The 17536-nt window shown below is 69.5% G+C and carries 18 protein-coding genes and 1 riboswitch; of the genes, 10 read left to right on the top strand and 8 right to left on the bottom strand.

Going from position 1 to position 17536, the window contains the following annotated elements; all coding sequences use genetic code 11:
- The first annotated feature begins 59 nt into the window (after positions 1-59).
- Positions 60-815 (top strand): NYN domain-containing protein, encoded by a 756-nt coding sequence (locus ACFU7D_RS21415; RefSeq protein WP_378729314.1) that lies wholly within the window; start codon positions 60-62, stop codon positions 813-815.
- 7 nt (positions 816-822) lie between these two features.
- On the opposite strand, the gene ACFU7D_RS21410 is transcribed toward ACFU7D_RS21415, so the two are convergent.
- Entirely contained in the window at positions 823-1464 is a 642-nt protein-coding gene (locus tag ACFU7D_RS21410) for a hypothetical protein (protein ID WP_378870911.1), read from the bottom strand.
- Positions 1465-1507: 43 nt separating this feature from the next.
- A riboswitch (cobalamin riboswitch) is annotated at positions 1508-1652 on the top strand.
- A 65-nt stretch (positions 1653-1717) separates the two neighbouring features.
- Between ACFU7D_RS21410 and ACFU7D_RS21405 the strand changes: the two genes are divergently transcribed.
- The 5 genes from ACFU7D_RS21405 to ACFU7D_RS21385 are packed head-to-tail and all read left to right on the top strand — an operon-like array spanning position 1718 to position 6903.
- Entirely contained in the window at positions 1718-2791 is a 1074-nt protein-coding gene (locus ACFU7D_RS21405; protein WP_378870908.1) for a prenyltransferase/squalene oxidase repeat-containing protein, read from the top strand.
- Positions 2785-3426 (top strand): hypothetical protein, encoded by a 642-nt coding sequence (locus ACFU7D_RS21400; protein WP_378870906.1) that lies wholly within the window; start codon positions 2785-2787, stop codon positions 3424-3426. Before ACFU7D_RS21405 ends, ACFU7D_RS21400 begins: the two co-directional genes overlap by 7 nt.
- Positions 3423-4538 carry a CbiQ family ECF transporter T component gene (locus ACFU7D_RS21395; RefSeq protein WP_378870903.1) on the top strand — a complete coding sequence of 372 codons (1116 nt, stop codon included), beginning with the start codon at positions 3423-3425 and terminating at the stop codon, positions 4536-4538. Before ACFU7D_RS21400 ends, ACFU7D_RS21395 begins: the two co-directional genes overlap by 4 nt.
- Positions 4535-6109, top strand: coding sequence for an ABC transporter ATP-binding protein (locus tag ACFU7D_RS21390; RefSeq protein ID WP_378870901.1), 1575 nt, complete (start codon positions 4535-4537; stop codon positions 6107-6109). The genes ACFU7D_RS21395 and ACFU7D_RS21390 overlap by 4 nt, the downstream gene beginning before the upstream one ends.
- Positions 6106-6903, top strand: coding sequence for an ECF transporter S component (locus ACFU7D_RS21385; RefSeq protein WP_378870898.1), 798 nt, complete (start codon positions 6106-6108; stop codon positions 6901-6903). Before ACFU7D_RS21390 ends, ACFU7D_RS21385 begins: the two co-directional genes overlap by 4 nt.
- 1 nt (position 6904) lies before the next feature.
- Here ACFU7D_RS21385 and ACFU7D_RS21380 read toward each other — a convergent pair whose 3' ends face one another.
- From ACFU7D_RS21380 to ACFU7D_RS21360, 5 genes are all read right to left on the bottom strand, one after another.
- Positions 6905-7828: an alpha/beta fold hydrolase gene (locus ACFU7D_RS21380; protein WP_378870895.1), complete on the bottom strand. Its 924-nt coding sequence runs from the start codon at positions 7826-7828 to the stop codon at positions 6905-6907.
- Complete coding sequence (locus ACFU7D_RS21375; protein WP_378870893.1) at positions 7825-8082, bottom strand: hypothetical protein; 258 nt, start codon at positions 8080-8082, stop codon at positions 7825-7827. The genes ACFU7D_RS21380 and ACFU7D_RS21375 overlap by 4 nt, the downstream gene beginning before the upstream one ends.
- 120 nt (positions 8083-8202) lie before the next feature.
- On the bottom strand, positions 8203-9087 hold the full coding sequence (locus ACFU7D_RS21370) for a DMT family transporter (RefSeq protein WP_378870891.1): 885 nt from the start codon (positions 9085-9087) through the stop codon (positions 8203-8205).
- Positions 9088-9117: 30 nt separating this feature from the next.
- Positions 9118-11763 carry a glycoside hydrolase family 65 protein gene (locus tag ACFU7D_RS21365; protein ID WP_378870888.1) on the bottom strand — a complete coding sequence of 882 codons (2646 nt, stop codon included), beginning with the start codon at positions 11761-11763 and terminating at the stop codon, positions 9118-9120.
- Positions 11760-12506, bottom strand: coding sequence for an HAD family hydrolase (locus tag ACFU7D_RS21360; protein WP_378870885.1), 747 nt, complete (start codon positions 12504-12506; stop codon positions 11760-11762). Before ACFU7D_RS21360 ends, ACFU7D_RS21365 begins: the two co-directional genes overlap by 4 nt.
- Before the next feature lie 139 nt (positions 12507-12645).
- On the opposite strand from ACFU7D_RS21360, the gene ACFU7D_RS21355 reads away from it, so the two are divergent.
- Entirely contained in the window at positions 12646-13713 is a 1068-nt protein-coding gene (locus ACFU7D_RS21355) for a WD40/YVTN/BNR-like repeat-containing protein (RefSeq protein WP_378870882.1), read from the top strand.
- Here ACFU7D_RS21355 and ACFU7D_RS21350 read toward each other — a convergent pair whose 3' ends face one another.
- Both ACFU7D_RS21350 and ACFU7D_RS21345 read right to left on the bottom strand, forming a co-directional pair.
- On the bottom strand, positions 13714-14127 hold the full coding sequence (locus tag ACFU7D_RS21350) for a type II toxin-antitoxin system VapC family toxin (protein WP_378870880.1): 414 nt from the start codon (positions 14125-14127) through the stop codon (positions 13714-13716).
- Positions 14111-14395 (bottom strand): type II toxin-antitoxin system Phd/YefM family antitoxin, encoded by a 285-nt coding sequence (locus tag ACFU7D_RS21345; RefSeq protein ID WP_378870879.1) that lies wholly within the window; start codon positions 14393-14395, stop codon positions 14111-14113. The genes ACFU7D_RS21350 and ACFU7D_RS21345 overlap by 17 nt, the downstream gene beginning before the upstream one ends.
- Before the next feature lie 241 nt (positions 14396-14636).
- Between ACFU7D_RS21345 and ACFU7D_RS21340 the strand changes: the two genes are divergently transcribed.
- From ACFU7D_RS21340 to ACFU7D_RS21330, 3 genes are all read left to right on the top strand, one after another.
- Positions 14637-14981, top strand: a complete 345-nt coding sequence (locus ACFU7D_RS21340; RefSeq protein ID WP_378870877.1) for a hypothetical protein — start codon at positions 14637-14639, stop codon at positions 14979-14981.
- Positions 14982-15064: 83 nt separating this feature from the next.
- Positions 15065-16912, top strand: a complete 1848-nt coding sequence (gene ilvD / locus ACFU7D_RS21335; RefSeq protein ID WP_378870874.1) for a dihydroxy-acid dehydratase — start codon at positions 15065-15067, stop codon at positions 16910-16912.
- A 6-nt stretch (positions 16913-16918) separates the two neighbouring features.
- Complete coding sequence (locus ACFU7D_RS21330; protein WP_378870871.1) at positions 16919-17482, top strand: pyridoxamine 5'-phosphate oxidase family protein; 564 nt, start codon at positions 16919-16921, stop codon at positions 17480-17482.
- Positions 17483-17536 lie beyond the last annotated feature (54 nt).

The following is a 17536-nucleotide window of genomic DNA, read 5'->3' as shown; positions in this document are numbered from 1 at the left end:
GCTGAGAGTGACCTATAGGTCACTCTCAGCTTCACAACCCGACCTGCCAGACTGTCCGCGTGACCGAGCCCTTCCGCATCGCCCTGCTGATCGACGCCGACAATGCCCCCGCGTCCAAGATCGACGCGATCCTGAACGACCTGGCCGAGTACGGCGAGGTGACGATCCGGCGGGCCTACGGCAACTGGACCAAGTCCGAGCTCAAGGGCTGGATCGAGGAGCTGCACGATGCCGCGATCAGGCCGATGCAGCAGTTCGACCTGACCGCGCACAAGAACGCCTCCGACATGGCGCTCGCGATCGACGCCGTCGAGCTGCTGCACGCGGCGATCCCGGACGCGTTCGCGCTGGTCTCCTCCGACTCCGACTTCACGCCGCTGGTGCACTACCTGCGGGAGAAGGGGCGCGCGGTCTACGGCTACGGCAGGGAGAAGACGCCGGCGCCGTTCAAGAGCGCCTGCACCCGGTTCACCGTGGTGGAGAAGCTCGGCGGCTCCGAGGAGGAGACCGACGCCGACGCCGAGGCCGGCGCCACGCCTGCCCGCAAGCCGTCCTCGGCGACCTCGGGGCAGCTGCTGAAGCGCAACGCCCGGCTGATCCAGCTGCTGCGCAACTCCATCGCCGCGGCCGCCGACGACGACGGCTGGGCCCTGGTCGGAACGGTCGTCTCACGCATCCGCAACCAGTCCTCCGAGGACCCGCGCAACTACGGATACGCCACCTGGACCAAGCTGATCAAGGCGATCGACCTCTTCGAGCTCAAGGACGAGGGCACCTCGGCGATCGCGGTCAGCGACAAGCGCACCAAGAAGTGACGTATGTCTAGCGGGTCTCCGCGACGGAGGCGGGGCGGGCGCATCTGATGCCCTTGGGCACCGACCCGTTGAGGTGCTTCAGCGCGGCCTTGAATTCGCGGCAGCGCTCGGTGTCCTCCTCCTTGTTGCGCGGGTAGCCGATCGCCGCGTTGACCGCGCCCATGTCGAGAGCGTCGGCTAGCGGGTTGATGTCACGGGCGACGGTCCAGTACCACCGCGAGATCGGCGCGCTGTAGTCCAGCGACCGGGCGAGCTCGGGGCGGCGGCGCAGGTCGATGTCGAAGTAGGTGCCGGCATCGGAGTAGTTGGCCTCGCCGGTCAGCTGGATGTAGCCGCGGCCGGCGTACTTCCGCTTGTCGTGGGGGCCCTTGGCGTCGTGGTGGAAGGAGCTCTCGTTGGCGAGGGTGGTCAGATAGGCGGCCTGGCGGTAGGCGGTGGTGATGTCGGCGTCGGCCATGGCGCGGTTGAGGCTCGGAAGACCGGTCTCGACGGTCCGTCGGTCGCCGACCTTCTCGCCGAACATGGCGACCAGATCGGCGTACGTGACCGATGTCCGCGCCGGTGCCGCACCAGCGCTCGGGGATACGGGGACAGCGAGAAGGGTGGCCGAGATCGACGCTGCGACAAGGCCGAGAATCCTGTGGCGCATGGGGACAGAGTGACTGCTCATCGGCGATCCCGCAAGCGGCCCCTGCCAGGCATAAGATGTTGCCACTCAATCAACACACGCCGTGGTGGGGGAAGCCGGTCGAATCCCGGCGCTGACCCGCAACCGTAGGCCCGAGCACCGAGTGTGCTGGGCGAGCCGGAGCACCTGCCGACGGACGCGTACTGACCTGACGCTGTCGTGGAAAGCAGCGGGTCGGCCCTGGGCCTTCCCGACGAACAGCGCGGAAGGAACCATGAAGAAGACCGTCCTCGGTGGCATCGCCGCCGCCCTCGCCCTCACCTCGCTCGCCGGCTGTGGCGAGAAAGCCATCGAGGAGGGGGAGAAGTCCGCCTACGACGCCAAGGTGTCGACCTCGGTGGCCGACTGGCTCGTGGCCCAGGCGCCGGAGGGTGTTGCCCACAACGCGCAGTACGGCACCGACGACTTCGGGCTCAGCGCCGACATCGGGATCGCGCTGGCAGAGGTCGGCGGCTACGACGAGGAGCTCTCCACGATCGCCTCGGCCGTGATGGCGAACAAGAAGGCCTACACCTCGCCCGGGTTCGGCACCGTCACCTCGGCCGGGGCCACCGCGAAGGCGCTGGTCCTCCAGCAGAACGTGGACGCCACCGACCCCGGTCTGCTGAAGCAGCTCGAGGGCACCGTCGCCGCCAACGGCCGCATCGCCGACGAGCTCGACCCCAAGAACAAGGAGGCGGCCGACTACTCCAACACCATCGGACAGTCGTACGCCGTGTGGGCGCTGAACAACGCCGAGAGCAAGAAGGCCGCGGCCGCGACGGGGTTCCTGGCCGGGCAGCAGTGCGAGGAGGGGTGGTTCCGGGTCACTTTCGCTGCCGACCCCACCGCCGCCGACCAGACCTGCGACGCCGACCCGAAGGCCGTCCCGGACGCCGATGCCACCGCGTTCGCGCTGATCGCCCTGTCCGGTGTGGCCTCCCCCGAGGCGGAGAAGGCCGTCGAGTCAGGCGTGGAGTGGCTCAAGGAGACCCAGGCGAAGGACGGCTCGTTCAAGGCCGCCACCGGCAACGTCGCCAACTCCAACACCACCGGCCTGGCCGGGTGGGCGTTCGGGCGCGCCGGTGAGACCGAGGCCGCGGAGAAGGCGGCGACCTGGGTCGCCGACCACGTCGTGACCTGCGGCGACGACGCCGGCGCGGTGGCCTACGACGATGCCGCGCTGACCGAGGGCAACACCAAGGGGCTGACCAAGGAGTCCGAGGGGATGTATCGCCTCGCGGCCGCCCAGGCGCTGCCGTCGCTGGTCTTCCTGCCCAAGGACGCGACCGCGAAGAGCTCGTGCTGATCCTGCGGTCCTCGTTGGTGGCCCTGGCGATCCTTGCCGGGGCCACCGCACCCGTCCTCACGCCCGTCTCCGCATCCGCTGCCGCTGTCGCTGTCGCTGTCGCTGTCGCCGAGGGGTGCGACGGCGTCACCGTCGTCGTCGAGCCCAACGCGCTGGGCGGCGGCCCCGAGGTGACCTGTGTCCAGCCCGAGGAGGGCGACACCGGCGCCGACCTCTTCGAGAAGGCCGGACATCCGCTCACCTATGTGACCTCGATGCCCAGCGTCGTATGTCGCGTCGATGAGCGACCGAAAACCGCCGGTTGCGCCCAGATGCCGCCTGCCGACGCGTACTGGTCGCTGTGGATCACCGACGAATCGGGGGCCTGGAGCTACGCCTCCAGAAATGTTACCGAAATCAGCGTGACCTCCGGGCAGGGTGTTGCGTTCACGTGGATAGACGACGATGTCGTTACCGCTCCGGCGACGGATCTTGGGGATGCTGTGGGGGCGCCCTCAAGCCCGTCGCCGGAGTTATTTCCGGAGGAATCGACAGATTCGGCCTCCGAGGCCGAGCATCTGCCCGCCTGGATCGCGCCCGCGGGGATCCTCGCGCTCTTCACCGTCGCCGGAGTCGTGTGGTGGCGACGACGATGAGCGACCTCTTCCGTGAGGCTGCGGTCGCGCGCCTGCCCCGTGATCTGCACCCCGTCGCCTGGTGGGTGTGGGCGATCGGCATGGCTGCGTACGCCTCCTTCACCACCAATCCGTTGCTGCTCCTGCTCGTGGTGGGGGTCGTGTCGGTCGTGGTCGCCGCGCGCCGCGGTGAGCAGCCGTGGGCGAAGGCGTTCCGGCTCTACGTCGGCCTCGCGGTGTTCATCGTCGTGACCCGGGTGCTCTTCCGGGTGCTTCTCGGCGCCGTGCCGGGTCACGTGCTCATCGACTTTCCCGAGATCCCCCTCCCGGAGTGGGTGCTGGGGATCCGGCTGCTCGGGCCGCTCACCCGGGAAGCGCTGCTGGCCGGGCTCTACGACGGGATGCGGCTGGGTGTCATCGTGATCTGCGTCGGCGCGGCCAACGCGCTGGCGAACCCGAAGCGGCTGCTGCGCTCGCTTCCGCCGGCGCTCTACGAGGTCGGCACCGCTGTCGTGGTCGCCGTGACGGTGCTGCCGCAGCTGGCCGAGTCGGTGCAGCGGGTGCGTGCCGCGCAACGGCTGCGTGCCGGTGCGACCGGGAAGGTCAAGCGGCTGCGGCGCTTCCTGGTGCCGGTGCTCGAGGACGCCCTGGAGCGGTCGATGGCGCTGGCGGCGGGGATGGACACGCGCGGCTACGGGCGTACGGCCGGCGTCCCGGTCGCCACCCGGCGGATCACCTCGGTGCTCATGCTCGTCTCGCTCGTCGGGCTCTGCGCCGGTGTCTACGCGGTGCTGGACGGCACCACGCCCGGGTGGCTGGCCGTCACCATGCTGAGCCTGGGCGTCGGCACCGCGGCCGCAGGGCTGGCGCTCGCGGGCCGCCGGGTGACGCGGACCGTCTACCGGCCCGACCGATGGCGCTGGCCGGAGGTCGTGGTGGCAGCGAGCGGGATCGTGGTCGGCGCCGTGGGCTGGTGGATCGCCCGTGATCAGGTCCCGGTCGCCTTTCCAGGAGTGAGTACCGTGCCGCCCGTCACGCTGAGCGCCATGCTGGGTGTGCTCGTCGGGCTGGTCCCGGCCGTCGCCGCCCCGCCACCGGCATCGTCGCGCGTTCACGAGGAGGCAGTCGCATGATCGACCTGCGAGGCATCACGTTCACCCCGCCGGACTCCTCCGAGCACGTGCTCAAGGACGTCGACCTCACCATCGAGGAGGGCGAGCTGCTGCTCGTCTCCGGTCCGACCGGCTCGGGGAAGTCGACGCTGCTCGGTGTGCTCGCCGGCCTGGTGCCGCGCTTCTCCGGTGGCGTGCTCGACGGTGACGTCCGGCTGGACGGGGCCTCGATCGTCCACAGCCCGCCGCGCGAGCGCGCCGGGATCATCGGCTACGTCGGCCAGGACCCGGTGGCCGGGTTCGTCACCGACACGGTCGAGGAGGAGCTCGCCTACGGGATGGAGCAGCTCGGCCTCGCGCCGGCGACCATGCGGCGCCGGGTGGAGGAGACCCTCGACCTGCTCGGCATCGCCGAGCTCCGGCAGCGGTCGCTGCGGGAGCTCTCGGGAGGGCAGCAGCAGCGCGTCGCGATCGGCTCGGTGCTCACCACCCACCCGCGCGTCGTCGTGCTCGACGAGCCGACCTCCGCCCTCGACCCCACCGCCGCCGAGGACGTGCTCGCCACCATCACCCGGCTGGTGCACGACCTTGGCACCTCCGTCGTGCTCGCCGAGCACCGCCTCGAGCGGGTCGTACCCTTCGCCGACCGCATCGCACTCCTCGTCGGCGACGGCTCCGTCGCCGTCGGCGACCCTGCCGAGATCCTGGAGACCTCGCCCATCGTGCCGCCGCTCGTCGAGCTCGGCCGCGAGCTCGGCTGGTCGCCGCTGCCGCTGACCGTGCGGGACGCCAAGCGGAAGGCGAGAGGTGTGGCGCTTGCTGACCGTGTCGGACTCGACACGCCCCCACCGCCCAGCGGCTCCGGCGGCTCGACCAGCGCACTCACCGTCACCCGAGGACGTAGGCCGGTCCTGCACGACGTCTCGATCGAGCTGCCCGCGGGGCGGGTGACGGCGCTGATGGGACGCAACGGGTCGGGCAAGTCGACGCTGCTGTGGACGCTGCAGGGGACCCAGAAACGGCTGGCCGGGTCGGTCGCCGTGGCCGGCAAGGATCCGGCGGCCCTCGACCCGGAACGGCGGCGCGCCCTCGTCGGGCTGCTGCCGCAGACCGCGGCCGATCTGCTCTACCTGGAGACGGTGGCCGAGGAGTGCGACGCCGGTGGCCCACGGACCCGGGAGATCCTGGACAGCCTCGTCCCGGGCATCCCCGACGACCAGCACCCGCGCGACCTCTCCGAGGGTCAGCGCCTGGCGCTGGCACTGTCGCTGATCCTCAGCGCCGACCCGCCGGTCGTGCTCCTCGACGAGCCCACCCGCGGCCTCGACTACACCGCCAAGCAGGCCCTCTCGGAGATCCTTCGCGACCTCACCGGAGCCGGAAAGACGGTCCTGGTGGCGACCCACGACGTCGAGTTCGTCGCCGAGGCCGCTGACGACGTGGTGGTGCTCGCCGACGGCGAGGTGGTCTCCGCCGGTGACGTACGCACCGTCACGGCCGAGTCGCCCGCGTTCGCGCCGCAGGTGAGCAAGGTCTTCGGCCCGGGCCGGCTGACCGTACGCGAGATCGTCGAGGCGGTGGGCGAGGGATGATCAGGTTCTCGCCCCGCACGGCGGTCCTGCTCGCGATCATCTCCGTCGCCGGGCTGATGATGTTCGGGTGGCCGCTGCTGCTCCACGGCTACGACCGGGTGCAGCCGCCGTTCATCTTCCTGGCGCTGCTGCCGCTGATGCTGGTGGTGCTGCTGAGCGAGCTCTCCACGGGCGGGATCGACACCCGGATGATCGCGGTCCTCGGCGTGCTCAGCGCGATCGAGGCCGTCCTGCGCGCCATCTCCGCCGGCACCGGTGGGGTGGAGCTGGTCTTCTTCATGCTCATCCTCGGCGGCCGGGTCTTCGGTCCGGCCTTCGGGTTCGTCCTCGGCTGCACCAGCCTGTTTGTCGCCGCGCTCGTGACCGCCGGCGTCGGACCGTGGCTGCCCTACCAGATGATCGGCGCCGCCTGGGTGGCGATGGGGGCCGGGCTCCTGCCGCGGGCGAGCGGCCGCCGGGAGATCGGGTTGCTGGCGGCGTACGGGGTCTTCGCCTCCTACGCCTACGGGCTCCTCCTCAACCTGCAGGGCTGGCCGCTGCTCACCGGCGTCACGGTGCCCGGCGCGAGCGGCAACCTCTCCTACGAGCCGGGTGCAGAGTTCAGCGAGAACCTGGCGACCTTCCTGCGCTACACCCTGGTGACCTCGACCAGCAGCTGGGACACCGTGCGCGCGATCACCACCGCGGTCGCCATCGCCCTGCTCGGGCCCGCCGTGCTCGCCACCCTGCGCCGCGTCGCCCGTCGGGCCACGGTCACCGGGGTCGTCCGCTCGACAGGCTCGACCACCGGGTAGGTCAGACGCGCTGGTGCTCGGCGACCCGTGCGAGAAAGGCGAGCAGCAGCTGGTGGACCCGGTCGGGCTGCTCCATCTGTACGAAGTGGGTGCCCTCGAGCTCGACGTAGGTGCCGTTCTTGACCCCGGCGGCGACCCGCGACATGTGGCGCGACCCTGCGATCAGGTCGCGGGTGCCCGCGACCAGCACGACCGGCACCTTGATCCGGCGCAGCGAGACCGAACGGCGCTGCGAGGTGCGCAGCGCGAGGTGGAAGTACCACTCGACCGGGGTGGTCAGGAACTCGGCCAGCGCCGCCGCGGCGAGCTCGGGATCCGGGACCTTGCCGATCAGGCCGGCCTTGGAGAACACCTCGATCGCCCGCGGACCGAGGTCCAGGCGTGCAGCCAGGGGAGTGATCAGGGAGCCGGTGCGACGCAGCACCCTCGAGGCCGTGCGGGTCACGATCGCGGCCGCAGGGGCGGGCAGCCGCAGCGGTCCCAGCATCGACTTGAACGTGTCCCCGGGCACCCCGGCGACACCGAAGACGCCGGAGACCCGCTCGGGATGGTCCGCGGCCAGCTCGAAAGCGGTGTTGACCCCGATCGACCAGCCCATCACGACCGGCCGGGAGAGCGCGAAGGCGTCCATCACCGACAGCGCGTCCTCGGCGAAGTGCCTCGAGGTGGTCTGCTCCGGGTCCTTCGGCCGCGCCGAACCGGAGGTGCCACGGTGTTGCCAGGAGACGACGCGTACGCCGCACGAGGTGTGCAGCAGCGCCGGCCAGTTCCACGGGCTGGTGCCGAGGCCGTTGCACAGCAGCACCGTCGGCCCCTCGATCACGCCCTCGGGGTCGTTGGTCCAGGCACGGATCAAGGTGCCGTCGTCGGAGAGCACGTCACGGAACGCGACCGTCGATTCGGCCATCGCCCGCGGTAGATTCATGCGGACATTCTCTCCGAAGCGAGCAGCTGGAGATAGTTCTGTACGTCCTCACGCTCGGCACGCCGCAGCAGGATGGCCTCCTCGGCGGCCTTGGCGTTGTGCCGGGCGGCGAGCTGGGAGGTCACCGGCCAGGCGAGCAGCAGCTGGATCGGTCGTACGAACGGGCCGACCATTCGCCCCGCGGTGCGTGCGGCGAGGAGGGCGGCCACCTGGGCGACGGCAGGGGTGTGTACGGGTGCGGTGATGGTCGACAACGGAGCAACTCCAAGGACAGGCGGCGGACCGGGCGGCGGAGGGGGAGTTGTCACCAAACTGTAGTGACCCCGACGTTCGGAGTCAGTGACGTTCCGATGTCGCTTGTGTGAAACGCCCCACTACACCGGGGTCGACTCCGCCGGCACGTGATGCTCGGGCTTCCCGGTGCGGGTCGCTCCCGCGGAGGCCACCACGACGCAGGCGATCGCCAGCCACTGCAGGACCGAGAGCCCCTCGTGGAGGATCAGGATCGCGGCCAGAGCGCCGGCGGCCGGCTCCAGCGACATCAGGATCGCGTAGAGCCCCGACTTGATCGAACGCAGGGCGACGAGATCGAGGGAGTAGGGGATCACCGACGACATCAGGCCCACGATCAGCCCGACCAGCCACACGTGCGGAGAGCCGAGCCCGTCCGCGTACGCCATCGCCGCAGGTGTCAGTGCCACCGCCGCGACGGTGGAGGCCAGGGCGAGCCCGTCGAGCCCCTCCCAGCGGGCACCGGTCGCCTTCGACAGCACGATGTACGCAGCCCAGCAGGCCCCCGCGAACAGCGCGAAGAGCACGCCCACGACCGAGATCCGGCCGGGCTCGAGGCCGAGTAGCACGACCCCCGCCGCGGCCAGCGCGACCCAGACCAGGTCGCGGGCCCGACGCGAGGTGACCAGCGCGATCGTGAGCGGACCGATGAATTCAATGGTGACCGCGATCCCGATCGGGAGCCGGGCGAAGGACTGGTAGATGGCCCAGTTCATCAGTCCGAGCGAGGCCCCGAAGGCGACCACGACCAGCCAGTCGCGGCGCGAGAGACCGCGAACCCTGGGCCGGGTGATCGCCAGCAGGATCAGCGCGGACAGCGTCAGCCGCAGCCACACCATGGCCGTCGGGGTGACCTCGTCGAAGAGCGACTTCGCGAAGGTCGCGCCGACCTGCACCGACGCGATCCCGATCAGAACCAGAACGACCGGGTGGGCCAGCCTCGCCCGGAAAGAGGAAGCTATGACCACCCGGTCAGTCTAGAACGACGTAAAGACCCGCTACTGCGCCGAGTCCGCCTGCGAGACGTTGGACAGGTTGGTGGCCTTGTTGGCCTCCTCCGCGAGCCGCTCGGACCCGCGCACGGAGTCGTTCGGGATCGTGGCGTGCTCGGTGTGGTCCTGCTCGTAGATCTCCGGCGGGATCGGCGGGGGCACGGTGGCGGTGATCCGCGATCCGTCGGGGCGGATGCCGCGGTGCGGCTCCTCGTCGATGTGGGCGCCGATCCGCGGTCCCTGGTCGGCGAGCGGCACGATGACCGGCGATCCCTTCGAGACCACGAACTCCTCCCCGCGAACGCTGATCGGGATGTCGAACTCCTCGCCCGGGGTGTCCACGACGGTGAACACGATCTGGTCCCGGGTGACGGCGACCTGCATCCGGGTCGAGTGCCACTGCACCCGGAAGACCAGCGAGCCCCACTCCACCGGCAGGCGCGGGTCGAAGGAGAGCTTGCCGTCGTAGTCGCGCATCCCGCCGAAGCCGAACGCGAGCCCGCCCCACACACCCCCGGTGGAGGCGATGTGCATCCCGTCGACGGTGTTGCCGTGCATGTTGTGGAGGTCGACGTAGAGCGCGTCGTAGAAGTAGCGCAGCGCGTCGTCCTGGTAGCCCACCTCGGCCGCCACGATCGACTGCACGACCGCCGACAGCGTCGAGTCGCCGGTGGTGATCGGGTCGTAGTACTCGAAGTCGGCCCGCTTCTCCTCGGGGGTGAACCGGTTGCCCTGCTGGAAGAGGGCGAGCACCACGTCGGTCTGCTTGAGCACCTGGAACCGGTAGATCACCAGCGGGTGGTAGTGCAGCAGCAGGGGACGTACGTCGTCGGGGGTGTTGGGCAGGTCCCACACCTCGCGGTCGAGGAAGTTGTCGTCCTGCGGGTGGATGCCGAGCCCCTCCTCGTAGGGGATGTGCATCGCGGCGGCGCAGCGACCCCACTCGTCGACCTCGTCGGGGGAGATGTCGAGCCGGCCCATGACCTGCGCATACTCGCGCGGGTAGTCCGCCCGGAGCATCTCGATGGTCTCGACGGCCTTCTCCAGGTTGTAGCGGGCCATCACGTTGGTGAACAGGTTGTTGTTGACCACCGTGGTGTACTCGTCCGGCCCGGTCACCCCGTGGATGTGGAAGGACGGCTCGCCGTTGTGGCGCCAGAAGCCGAGATCGGCCCACATCCGCGAGGTCTCGACCAGGATGTCGACGCCCTCACGGATGAGATAGCCGATGTCACCGGTCGCGTAGACGTACTTCATCAGCGCGAAGGCGATGTCGGCATCGATGTGCACCTGCGCGGTGCCGGCGGCGTAGTAGGCCGAGGCCTCCTGCCCGTTGATGGTGCGCCAGGCGAACAGCGCACCCTTCGCGGCCATCTCCAGCGCCCGCTGCCTGGCCGCGGGAAGCATCACCGAGCGGGCGTGCATCACGTTGCGGGCGACCTCGGGCTGGGTGTAGCAGAGGAACGGGACGACGTAGCACTCCGTGTCCCAGAAGTAGTGCCCCTCGTAGCCGGAGCCCGTGACGCCCTTCGCGGGGACGCCGAGGCCGTCGGTGCGCGCCGTCGCCTGGGCCAGCGAGAACAGGTTGAACCGGATCGCCTGTTGGGCCGCGGCGATGTCCTCGGCGTCGTCGTCTGCGGTGGCGGAGATCTCGACGTCGGCGGCGGACCAGAACTCGTCGTACCAGTTGCGCTGGTCGCGCTCGAAGTGGCCGACGCCCAGCCGGATCGCCCGGTCGAGCGTACGTCCGCAGCGATCTGCCAGCTCGCGCACCGGCACCCCGCGGGAGGTGTGGTACGTGACCGTCTTCTGCACCCGCAGCGTGCTGCCCTCGGTCGCGTCGACCCTGAAGACCGTCTTGGCCAGGTCGTCCTCGGCACGGACGACGGTCTCGACCGGGTCCGGCGTGTCGATCTGGTGGGCGGCGCTGACCGCGATCGTCATCCCCGAGTTGGCGCACCGGTAGCCGAGGGTCATCTGCTCCTCGTCGGCGACCGACATCTGCGGGAGCAGGACCCGGGTGTCGAAGGCGGAGGCCTTGCGCGGGTCCATGCCCTCGCCCAGCGCCGCCGACGGCACGTGGTACTCGTCCTTGCCGTCCTGCCGGTTGAGCAGCTGGGAGGAGATCACGATCGGCGCCGCGCCGCTGAGCATCGTGATCTCCAGGGTCTGGATCGAGAGGTGCCGCTGCGTCATCGACACCATCCGGGTCGACTTGATCGCGACCCGCTTGCCCGAGGGCGTACGCCACACCAGGTGTCGGCGCAGCACACCCTCGCGGAAGTCGAGCACCCGCTCGTACTCCTCCAGGTCGGAGGTGCCGAAGGTCAGCGGTTCGTCGTCGACGTAGATCTTCATGATCTTGGCGTCGGGGGCGTTGACGATGGTCTGGCCGGTCTTGGCGAAGCCGTAGGCGTTCTCGGCATGGCGGATCGGCCAGGTCTCGTGGAACCCGTTGATGAAGGTGCCGTGCGCGTAGGTCGGGCGACCCTCCTCGGGGGTGCCGCGCATGCCGAGATAGCCGTTGGCGACGCTGAAGATCGTCTCGGTCAGACCGAGGTCGTCGGGGGAGTAGCTGGTCTCCACCAGCCGCCACGGGTCGATGGGGTAACGGGCCCGGTCCAGGGGGTTCGGGCCGACGTTGGTTCTCACTGCTGTGCTCCTTGAGCAGGGACGAGTTCGTCGAGATCGGAAACGACAAGACCGGCGCCGGCGGCCGTGAGGGTGTCGTGGCCGGCGCCACGATCCACCCCGACGACCAGCCCGAAATCGCCTGCCTTGCCGGCGCGCACCCCGGAGACGGCGTCCTCGAGGACGACGGCTTCGCTCGGGGTGGCTCCGAGGACCTTACCGGCGTAGACAAACGTGTCCGGTGCAGGCTTGCCGGGCAGCCCCAGCTCATCTGCGACGGCACCCGACACGACCGTCTCGAAGCGGTCCAGCAGCCCCGCCGCCTTCAGCACGGTCGGCGCGTTGACCGACGAGGACACCACGCCGAGCCGGACGTCGAGGGTGGCCAGATGGTCCAGGAACCGCACCGAGCCGGGGTAGGCCTCCACGCCGTCGCGCTCGAGCACCAGGTTGAAGGCGTTGTTCTTCCGGTTGCCGAGCCCACACACGGTCTCGAGCTCGGGCGCGTCGTCCGGGGTGCCCTCGGGAAGCGTGATGTCGCGGGAGGCGAGGAAGTCACGGACGCCGTCGTAGCGCGGCTTGCCGTCGACGTGCGCGAAGTAGTCCTGGTCGGTGTAGGCCGGCGCCCCCGGGGTCTTCTCCTGCAGGTAGGCGTTGAACATCTCCTCCCAGGCACGCATGTGCACGACCGCGGTCGGCGTGATCACGCCGTCCAGGTCGAAGAGGATCGCGGTGAACGTCTCCCAGGCAACAGGTCTGGTCATGACTTCAGGCTAGGGGCTGGGCAGCTCAGGCCGAAGAACCCGGGCCCGCCCGGCATCGCCGACGCACGATGTTTTCCCTCGACGTCCTGTCGCCGAAATCTCCTGGCCACAGACGACGACCGGGTGGATGCTGGAGTGCATGGGTACGCAGCTGCTGGTCGGGACCCGGAAGGGTCTGTGGATAGGGCGCTCTGACGACGCCCGGCAGGACTGGGACTTCACCGGTCCGCACCATGACATGGAGGAGATCTACTCCGCCATGATCGAGCCCGGGACCGGGCGAGTCCTTGCCGGATGCTCCTCGCTGTGGCTGGGTGCGCTGGTGCGCGCCTCCGCCGACGGTGGCGAGACCTGGACCGAGACCTCGATGTCGTTCCCCGAGGACGTCGACGCGAGCCTGGCTCGGGTCTGGCAGCTCCAGCCGGGGCTCCCGGAGGGCACGATCTGGGCCGGCGTCGAGCCCGGCGCGATCTTCCGCTCACGCGACGCCGGCGCGTCCTTCGAGCTGGTGCGCGGGCTGTGGGACCACCCGCACCGCACCGAGTGGAACGAGGGGTTCGGCGGGCAGGCGTTCCACACGATCCTGCCGCACCCGACCGATCCTGACTCGGTGACCGCGGCGATCTCGACCGGCGGCGTCTACCAGACCTCGGACGGTGGCGAGACCTGGGAGGCGCGCAACAACGGCATCATCGCCGTCTTCCTGCCCGAGGGGCAGCAGTATCCCGAGTTCGGCCAGTGCGTCCACAAGGTCGCCCGTCACGCCTCCCGCCCCGAGCGGCTCTACCTGCAGAACCACGGCGGCGTCTACCGCTCCGACGACGAGGGCGTCTCCTGGAAGTCCATCGCCGACGGTCTGCCCACCGACTTCGGCTTCGCGGTGGTCGTCCACCCGCAGGAGCCCGACACGATCTTCACCTTCCCGATCGGCGCCGGCGAGTCCCGCTACCCGCCGGAGGCCAAGCCGATCGTGTGGCGCTCGCGTGACGCCGGTGACCACTGGGAGGCGCTCGACAAGGGTCTGCCCGACCACTTCTACGTCGGGGTCATGCGCGACGCGATGTGCGCCGACGACCACGAGGTGGCCGGTGTCTACTTCGGCGCCCGCAACGGCTCCGTCTGGGCCTCCGCCGACGCCGGCGAGACCTGGAAGGAGATCCTGCGCGACATCCCCGACGTGATGGTGGTCAGGGCCGCGAAGGTGTGATCAGTCGGTCACGGGGTCATGGACCTCGAACCCGAGGAGTTCGGCGACCTTACGCATGTTGCTGTCGTGAGTGGCGACCGTGACGTTCTCGGTCCCGACGCGCAGCGCCGACGCCAGATGGATCGCGTCCAATGACTTGGTGTGGGGTTCGATCGCTCTGGCCTCGTCGACGAGAACGTCGTCAACGGTCAACAACGTGAGCTCGTCGACGAAGTCATCGACGATCGAGACGGGAAGCTGATCGCGGCGAAGCACCCGTGTCATCTCGAGGTGGAGCAGCCGTGAGGAGATGAAGACGTCGCCGTTGTCGCAGCGCTCGTCGTACCAGTCCGCGGCGGCCTGGCTGTGTCCGAGCAGGGCGCGGAGCGCGACGGACGAGTCCAGGTACCACGTCTGCTCAGAGATCGATGTCACTGTTGACCTCATCGAGGATGTCATCGAGGTCGCCGGAGAGTGCGATGGTGGCACGGCCTGAGAGGCGCCTGTGTGGTCGTTTCGGAGGAGTTGCCAGACCGGCGTTGACCAGCGCCTCCACCGGGTTGTCCGAGCCCTGGACCTCGGGCACGAGACGTAGCACCGCGCGACCCCTGTTGGTCACCCTGAACGACTCGCCGTCCTCGATGACGGCTCGGGTCACCGCGGAGATCCGCTGGTTCAGCTCGGTCATCGTGATCGTCTTCATGTGCCAAATCTAGCATGTAGATGCTAGAAATCCCCGCAGGTCCTGGAAACATCGCGCACTCACCCTGCTGCGTGCCGGACCTGATCTGGCGCTGACCCCCAGCGACACGTGCCCAGACAACAACCTGCACGGCCCGGACGGACTTCTGCTGCTCGACTTCGAGCACGCCGAGATCCGGCACCGCGCCTGGGAGGCCGCCTATCTCCAGGTGCCATGGCCGTCGTGCTGGTGTGCATGGCAGGTGCCGGATGGCATCTCCGGCCTCGCTCTCCGCGCGTACCTCGACGCGACGTACGGCGTCGACGGCCCGCCGCCGACCTTCGAGGCCGACCTGGACGCGGCGACGATGCTGTGGTGCGTTCTGTCGGTGAGCTGGTTCCTTCCGGTCGCCCTTGCCGAGGACGGTGCTCACAATGTCGACGACGACCGGGTGCCCGGACGGCGGACGCTGACTCTCGCGCGTCTGGCGCTCGCAGCCGGGCTGCCTGGGCCTGAGCCGCTGGTGAGCTGGGCAGAGTCGCTGCGTACCGAGTTCCTCGGCCGTTGGGGTGATCACCCGCTCCGCCTGGCGCCGGCGTTCCGCTGACCAAGACCGTCTCGATCTCGCCGACGCGTCCACCGCGTGGCGCTGTGTGCAAAGACCTACGCCGACGGGTCTAGCCTTCTGGCATGCCCACTCTTCGCTCCGCAACCTCGACCTCGGGCCGCAACATGGCGGGTGCTCGCGCACTCTGGCGCGCGACCGGCATGACCGATGACGACTTCGGCAAGCCGATCATCGCGATCGCCAACTCGTTCACCGAGTTCGTACCCGGCCACGTCCACCTCCGCGACCTCGGCAAGATCGTCGCCGAGAAGATCCAGGAGGCCGGGGGAGTAGCCAAGGAGTTCAACACGATCGCCGTCGACGACGGCATCGCGATGGGCCACGCCGGGATGCTCTACTCGCTGCCGAGCCGCGAGCTGATCGCGGACGCGGTGGAATACATGGTCGAGGCGCACCGCGCCGACGCGATCGTGTGCATCTCCAACTGCGACAAGATCACCCCCGGCATGCTGCTGGCCAGCCTGCGCCTCAACATCCCCGTCGTCTTCGTCTCCGGCGGCCCGATGGAGGCCGGCAAGACGACCGCCATCGAGGGGATCGTGCATGACAAGCTCGACCTGGTCGACGCGATGGTGCTCTCGGTCAACGAGGCGGTCAGTGACGAGCAGCTCGACGTCATCGAGCGTGCCGCCTGCCCGACCTGCGGCTCCTGCAGCGGCATGTTCACCGCCAACTCGATGAACTGCCTCACCGAGGCCATCGGTCTCAGCCTGCCCGGCAACGGGTCGACCCTGGCCACCCACGCCAAGCGCCGCGCGCTCTTCGAGGAGGCCGGCCGCACCATCGTGGAGCTGTGCCGCCGCTATTACGAGGAGGGCGACGAGTCCGTCCTGCCACGGAACATCGCCAGCCGCAGCGCCTTCGAGAATGCGGTCGCCCTCGACGTCGCCATGGGCGGCTCGACCAACACCGTGCTGCACCTGCTCGCGGCCGCGCGCGAGGCCGAGCTCGACTTCAACGTGCACGACATCGACGCGATCTCGCGTCGGGTGCCGTGCCTGAGCAAGGTCGCCCCCAACAGCCCGAAGTACCACATGGAGGACGTCCACCGCGCCGGCGGAATCCCCGCTCTGCTCGGCGAGCTGCGCCGCGGTGGCGCGCTCAACGAGGACGTCCACACCATCCACTCCGACACCATGGACGAGTGGCTGGGCAGCTGGGACATCCGCGCCGAGAACCCCAGCCAGGAGGCGCTCGACCTCTTCCTCGCCGCACCGGGTGGGGTGCGTACGACCGAGGCGTTCTCCACCGAGAACCTCTGGGCCAGCCTGGACACCGACGCCGCCGAGGGCTGTATCCGCGACTTCGCTCACGCCTACTCGGAAGACGGCGGGCTGGCGATCCTGTCGGGCAACATCGCCCCCGAGGGCTGTGTCGTGAAGACCGCCGGAGTTCCTGACGAGTGCCTGACCTTCACCGGCACCGCCATCGTCTTCGAGTCCCAGGACGACGCGGTCGACGGCATCCTCGCCAAGAAGGTCGAGGCCGGCCACGTCGTGGTGATCCGCTACGAGGGCCCGAAGGGTGGGCCGGGCATGCAGGAGATGCTCTACCCGACCTCGTTCCTCAAGGGCCGTGGTCTGGGCCAGAAGTGCGCGCTGATCACCGACGGCCGCTTCTCCGGCGGCACCAGCGGCCTCTCGATCGGCCACGTCTCCCCGGAGGCGGCCGGCGGCGGCCTGATCGCCCTGATCGAGGACGGCGACCAGATCTCCATCGACATCCCGAACCGCTCGATCGCCCTCGACGTCGACGACCTCGTCCTCGACCAGCGCCGAGCCGTCCAGGAGAAGCGGGACAAGCCCTACACCCCGGCCAACCGCGACCGTAAGGTCTCCGCGGCCCTGCGGGCCTACGCCTCGATGGCCACCTCGGCCTCCGACGGCGCCTACCGCAGCGTGCCCGAGTAACCGGGCATGGGAAAGGTTCATGCCCGCGTCGAGGGTCGGCTGCGGGAGTTCGTCGATCGCCAGGTCGTCTTCTTCGTAGCCACCGCACCGCTCTCCGGCGAGGGCCATGTCAACCTGTCGCCGCGCGGCATCCCGGGCACCTTCGGGATGCTCGACGAGCTCACCTTCGCGTGGCTCGACGGCACCGGGAGCGGCAGCGAGACGATCGCGCACCTGCGTGAGAACGGCCGGATCACCGTGATGTTCTGTGCCTTCGACGGGGCGCCGAACATCGTCCGCTTCCACGGGCGCGGCCGGGTCGTGACCCGCTACGAGGAGGAGTACGCCGAGCTCGCCAGCCGCTTCACGGACCTTCCCGGTGCCCGCGCGGTCGTCGTCGTGGACATCGAGCGGGTCTCCGACTCCTGTGGCTTCGCCGTGCCGCTGATGTCGTACGTCGGCGAGCGTGAGCTGCTCGGGCCGTACTTCGAGCGCAAGGGGATCGACGGATCGGCCGACTACCGGCGCACCAAGAACCTGACCAGCCTGGACGGCCTGCCGGGCTACGACTTCGACCCGGCGCTGGAGTAGCCGATGCAGGTTGTGAAGCTGAGAGTGACCTATAGGCCACTCTCAGCTCCACAA

This window comes from Nocardioides sp. NPDC057577 (assembly GCF_042801335.1).
In the GTDB taxonomy this organism is placed as follows: domain Bacteria; phylum Actinomycetota; class Actinomycetes; order Propionibacteriales; family Nocardioidaceae; genus Nocardioides.
This window is presented reverse-complemented; position numbering and strand designations above follow the sequence as displayed.